This window comes from Hydrotalea sp. (assembly GCA_030054115.1).
Classification (GTDB): Bacteria; Pseudomonadota; Alphaproteobacteria; order JASGCL01; family JASGCL01; genus JASGCL01.
This window is the reverse complement of record JASGCL010000033.1, coordinates 9,844-14,666: the sequence shown is the minus strand read 5'-3', so window position 1 is coordinate 14,666 and position 4,823 is coordinate 9,844. Positions and strand designations below refer to the sequence as shown.

Here is a 4,823-nt window from a genome sequence, read left to right as displayed (position 1 = left end):
TTTTTTTCATAAAAAAAACATTAAGGTTGTTTGATTAATAATGCAATAATACAATTGCTAAAAAAAAACGCTATAGAATAAAATAATTCACGCGTTGGTGTATTTTTTTGTTGTTGGCGATTAACGAAACTGCTAGCCTTACAACATGAATAAATTAACAACTTTTTTATGGTTTGATAAGCAGGCGACCGACGCGGTCAAATTATATCAATCGATTTTTCCTGATTTAAAGATTATCGGGCAAATGGGGCCAAGCGAAAATGTCATGGGCGTGACATTTGAATTATGGGGGCAACGTTTCATTGCCTTCAACGGCGGGGCACATTACGCCCTAACCCCGGCGGTGTCGTTGTTCGTGGAATGCGAAACCCAAGATGAAATCGATAATTATTGGGAAAAATTATTGGCGGATGGCGGCAAAACCATGGCCTGTGGCTGGTTGACCGATAAATTTGGCCTGTCGTGGCAAATTATCCCGCGTGTGTTGGGCAAATTATTATCAGACAGCGATAGGACAAAGGCCGACCGTGCCATGGCGGCAATGATGAAGATGATAAAACTCGATATCAAAATATTGCAGGATGCTTTTGACGGGAAATAGGGGAGTCAGCGCAATATATCGAAGACCAAGCATGGTTGGAGGAATTGATAAACATCACCTCGGCCAATGTTACCGCGCCGGTGAAGCGCAAAGAAAAAATAAATTTTTATCGATTGGCTGGTGTGGAAAGTATTTTTTTGCTTCGGCGATAGCACAAAAAAAATGGGCTCTCGGCTTGCAAGCCAAGAACCCATTTTCTGTCAGGTTTGGCTTGTAATTAGGTTTTTTAAGAACCCTCAACAAACCCTACCCTCAACATCTAATTCACACCCTGGCAAGAACGCGCAATTTTATTTTTGCGCCCAGTTGCCAAAGATACCCACAGCTCGATTTTAGCCCGCCCGCCCGCGCAATGCAACGCGCACCCTTTGCACTGCAGGACAAATTATGCTTTTTCATTAAGGGGGTGGTTGCGCCGCAAAGCGCGCCAATTGTTGGCGGTTTATCCCAAAGGTTTTATGAGCGGCGTAATAGGCGCAGGGGATTAATATATCCAGCGTTGCCAGCGATTCATCTTTGCCTCGATAGCGCGGTATTTATCGTCGGGCAGGGTGTTTTTTAATTCTTCCAATATCGCGCGGCGCAATTCTTTGCGTTGGTTGAAATACCGCAACCACGCCCGTTCGGCGCGCAACCGCTCGTCCTCGCTTAATTCAAATTCCTTGCCCAATTTGTTGGCTTGCGCCTGGGCCAATTCCACCGGTATCGGCGCGACATGGCCACGTAACGCCAATCGCGTTAAGTTGATAATGGCAGAACCCAGAATGATGGTCACGCCACCCAGCGCGGTCAAAATGCCAGCGGTTATTTTTTTAAAATAATGCCAATAGGATACACCGCCGGTTTCGTGGTCGCGGTGGGTATGCGGCAGTTTTACAATGGCGCGGGTTGCTATTTTTTCTCTTGGCGACTCCGCCTGGGCGGTGATGCTAGTCGATGCTGTTTTATGCGCGCGTTTAACGATTACTTTTGCTTTCGCTATTTTTTTTGGTGATTTTTTTTTCTTGCGCATGATTTTAATTTTCTCAACTCATTAATTTAACCAATAATTTTATCGGCAACGACAATATAATTGCCGCCAATAACCCGAACAACCAAAGAACCATAAACCAGCTAAATTGTTTTAATCTTGGCCGGTTTTTAAAACGTCGCGCCAACAGCGCGTCAAATTTTTTAAACATATTATTTGATTGGTGAGCCATGTTAGTAGCTGGCACCGCTGTGCGCTTTGCCACGAAAGACAAAGTAGCAATAACCGGTGTAGGCCAACACAATCGGCAACATTGGGATAACCCCGACCAACAATAGCGACAGGCCCGGGCCGGATGCCGCCGCCTCGGTAAAGCTATAATGATAGGGGATGATATAGGGGAATATCGATACCGTTAGCCCGATGTAGCCCATTAAGAAAACAAGTTGACTGGCAAAAAATGGCCTTAGCGAATGCAATAATTTGCCCTGGTGTTGGCGATTAAGGTCACGCCAAATCAGCAAGAACAACAGGGCGGTGATGATGGGAATCGGCGCCAAGAAGAAAATATTTGGCAATGAAAACCAACGTGCGGCGATGCTGTCGTTTATCAAGGCGACGCTGATGCTGACCAACAGCATGAACAAACCAACAAACCCTAAAATATAGGAGGCAACACGCCGTGCCCAGGCCTCGGTTTCTTTATCGGTTTTCATAACCAACCATGTCGCGCCCAACAAACAATAACCCGCAACCACCGCCATGCCGGTCAGCATGCTGAAACCATTGGCCCAATCGAATGCCCCGCCAGCAAAATTGCGGCCGTCAACCTTAACCCCCGACACGAACGCGCCAAGAATCAAACCCTGGCAAAAGGCGGCGACCAACGAACCGGCGTGAAAAACATAATCCCAGAATTTTTTGGTTTTGGTTGAAGCCTTGAACCGAAATTCAAAAGCAATGCCACGCAGGATAAGCCCCAGCAACATCATGATAATCGGCATGTAAAAGGCCGGCAAAAGAATAGAATAGGCCAAGGGAAAGGCGACAAACAACCCGCCCGCGCCCAACACCAACCATGTTTCGTTGCTGTCCCAAAATGGCGCAATCGAATTCATCATTTTATTTCGGCATTGGTCGGACGGGGCGAATGGGAATAAAATCCCAACCCCCAAATCAAAACCATCCAGCAAGACATAAAGCAAGACCGCGGTGGCAATCAGCACACCCCAAATTATCGGCAGGTTCAAGACAGCGGAAAAATCAAACATGATGGGCTACCTCTTCTTTTTCTTTTTATTGGTCAGGCCTTGGACAGCCGATGCCTCCAGCCCATGTTGATAAAATTGTTCGGCGTTGTCGACTGGCAAAATACCACGGCCGATTAATTTTAAAATATAATAACTGCCGGCACCAAACACGAAACAATACATAACAACGAAGCACAGCAACGACCACAAGACCTGCGGCGTGGTGATGGCTGGCGACACCGATTGCGCGGTGCGCATGACGCCATATACCGTGAATGGTTGGCGGCCAATCTCGGTAACGAACCAGCCGGCTAATAGCGCGATGAAGCCGGCGGGCATCATAGCCATCCACCAATATTGCAACCACCGCATGGTGAACAACCGCCCGCGCCAATAGGCGATGGCGCTGGTCAAGCCCAGTGCAATCATCAACAGCCCAAGCCCAACCATGATGCGAAATGACCAAAATACCCAGGCGACCGGCGGGCGGTCCTCGGCTGGCACCGATTTTAAGCCCATGACCTTGCCGTCCCAGCTGTGGGTTAAGATAAGGCTCGACAGCCCTGGGATAGAAAACTCGGCATTATTTTTTTCACCCGCTTGGTCGGGCAGGGCGAACAGCCGTAAACCGGCGGGTTGTTCATTTTCCCAAATCCCCTCCATCGCCGCGACCTTTATCGGTTGATGTTTTAGCGTGTTAAGCCCATGCAGGTCGCCAATAACCAATTGCGTCGGCGCGGCAATCGCCAGCATCAGGGTTGAAAGGACGAGCATGGTTTTTGCCTCGACCATATGGCGTTTGTTAAAAAGGTAAAAAGCCGCGACACCACCAACCACCAGCGATACCGAAAGATAGGCGGCGGTTAGCATGTGCGCGAAGCGATAGGGCAGGGACGGGTTGAAAACAATTTGTAGCCAATTGGCGGGGTAAAGCCGGCCGTCGGCCATGGTATCGAACCCTTGCGGGGTTTGCATCCAGCTATTGGCTGATAGAATCCAGAAGGCCGACAATATGGTGCCCAGGGCGACAATCACCGTGGCGGTATAATGCATTCTGCGCGACACGCGGTCGAAACCGAATAACATGATGCCGAGGAACGAAGCCTCCAAGAAGAAGGCGGTCAGAACCTCAAAACCCAACAATGGCCCAATCACATTTGAAATGCGGTCGGCGAATACTGACCAATTGGTGCCAAATTGGTAGGACATAACAACCCCCGATACCACCCCCAGGCCGAAGGCGACGGCGAAAATCTTCACCCAAAATTTATAAAGGTTGAGGTAAACCGGTTTTTTGGTTTTTAACCACAACCCCTCCAACACCGCCAAAAAACTGGCGAGGCCGATGCTCATGGCGGGAAAAACAATATGAAAGCTGACGGTGAAGGCGAATTGAATCCGCGCTAGCAAAAGGGGATCAAACAGGTCATGCAACATAATGGACGTAGCTTAAAGCTGTTTGCTGTTGTTGTCAAGAGTTGTGGGTGGGCTGGCGCGCGAAAGAGTAGAATTGAGGTTGCGTGCCAATGGGTTTTGTTGTAAGTTTTTTGTCGAACAATTTAATGATGAAACCAACATTTTTTTTATCCGAAACCTTTGACGCCACGCCCGACGTGTTGTGGCGTGCCTGGACAGTCGGCGATGAATTAAAAAAATGGTTCGGGCCGGCCGGTGCCGAAATGACCGAATGCAAAATGGATTTGCGCGTTGGCGGCACGATGTTTTACGCCCTGAAATTTGCCGCCGGTAACCACAATGGGCTGTGGAAATTTTTAGAAATCGACCAACCGCATAAATTTGTGTTTTTACAACATTTTGCCGACGCCAATGGCGCACCAGTGCGCCACCCATGGAGCGAGCAATGGCCGATGACGATTCATTCAACCATTGCCTTAACGCAAAAGGGCGATAAAACCACTTGCGATATTACCTGGACACCGCATGAGGCAACCTCGGCGGAAGAAGCCGAATTTGAAGCAGGCCGCCCGTCGATGACGCAGGG

At 48.7% G+C, this 4,823-nt stretch carries 6 protein-coding genes; 3 read left to right on the top strand and 3 right to left on the bottom strand.

Annotated features, from left to right (window positions below):
* Nucleotides 1-145: 145 nt before the first annotated feature.
* Together QM529_06285 and QM529_06280 are read left to right on the top strand one after the other, a co-directional pair.
* Complete coding sequence (locus tag QM529_06285; GenBank protein ID MDI9314263.1) at nucleotides 146-601, top strand: VOC family protein; 456 nt, start codon at nucleotides 146-148, stop codon at nucleotides 599-601.
* A 31-nt stretch (nucleotides 602-632) separates the two neighbouring features.
* Complete coding sequence (locus QM529_06280) at nucleotides 633-818, top strand: hypothetical protein (protein ID MDI9314262.1); 186 nt, start codon at nucleotides 633-635, stop codon at nucleotides 816-818.
* 267 nt (nucleotides 819-1,085) lie between these two features.
* Here QM529_06280 and QM529_06275 read toward each other — a convergent pair whose 3' ends face one another.
* The 3 genes from QM529_06275 to QM529_06265 all read right to left on the bottom strand — a co-directional run bounded on the left by QM529_06275 (nucleotide 1,086) and on the right by QM529_06265 (nucleotide 4,231).
* Nucleotides 1,086-1,613 carry a hypothetical protein gene (locus tag QM529_06275; protein MDI9314261.1) on the bottom strand — a complete coding sequence of 176 codons (528 nt, stop codon included), beginning with the start codon at nucleotides 1,611-1,613 and terminating at the stop codon, nucleotides 1,086-1,088.
* Nucleotides 1,614-1,804: 191 nt separating this feature from the next.
* Nucleotides 1,805-2,842 carry a cytochrome d ubiquinol oxidase subunit II gene (cydB, locus tag QM529_06270; protein ID MDI9314260.1) on the bottom strand — a complete coding sequence of 346 codons (1,038 nt, stop codon included), beginning with the start codon at nucleotides 2,840-2,842 and terminating at the stop codon, nucleotides 1,805-1,807.
* A 6-nt stretch (nucleotides 2,843-2,848) separates the two neighbouring features.
* Nucleotides 2,849-4,231: a cytochrome ubiquinol oxidase subunit I gene (locus tag QM529_06265; GenBank protein ID MDI9314259.1), complete on the bottom strand. Its 1,383-nt coding sequence runs from the start codon at nucleotides 4,229-4,231 to the stop codon at nucleotides 2,849-2,851.
* 152 nt (nucleotides 4,232-4,383) lie between these two features.
* On the opposite strand from QM529_06265, the gene QM529_06260 reads away from it, so the two are divergent.
* Nucleotides 4,384-4,823: SRPBCC domain-containing protein (locus QM529_06260; GenBank protein MDI9314258.1), on the top strand; the 440-nt coding region annotated here is incomplete at its 3' end.